Below are 435 nucleotides of genomic sequence, written 5' to 3'. Positions count from 1 at the left end.
GGAAAGGTAGAATTTTTCCCCGTTGGCAACGACCAAAAAAAGAGTATTATTAACAGTCTGTACTGAAATTTCTTTTTCATTCAGCTGTCCTGACCCAATCAATGGAATTAGGGTATATTGTGTGGAGTCATTGATTTGGGAGGATTTTGCATTTTCCCATTGTGGGATATATTTAATTATAAGCCCACTTTTTAAGCTATCACTTGTTCGTGACTCAATGGACATTTTTTCGTAGCTTTCTTTTATTTCAGCTATACTCGCAAAAGTATTTGTCTTTTGACTATTGAGGACGATATCCTTCCTACATCCCTGATATGCAAAGATAGAAAGAATAGAGAGAAACAAAATAATACTTGTTCTCAAATTAAATGTTGTTTTTCGAAATCTCATTTTTCGTATTGATTAATATTACAAATAATACTGTTTAATATTAAG

Annotated in this window: 1 protein-coding gene; it reads right to left on the bottom strand. The window is 32.0% G+C overall.

Annotation, left to right across the window (positions count from 1 at the left end):
* The coding region (locus tag AC07UV_RS25730; protein WP_495185860.1) for a hypothetical protein at nucleotides 1-390 on the bottom strand (390 nt) is incomplete at its 3' end.
* Between the last annotated feature and the right edge of the window lie 45 nt (nucleotides 391-435).

It is taken from the genome of Sphingobacterium sp. GW821-FHT03E03, from assembly GCF_059420745.1.
This window is presented reverse-complemented; position numbering and strand designations above follow the sequence as displayed.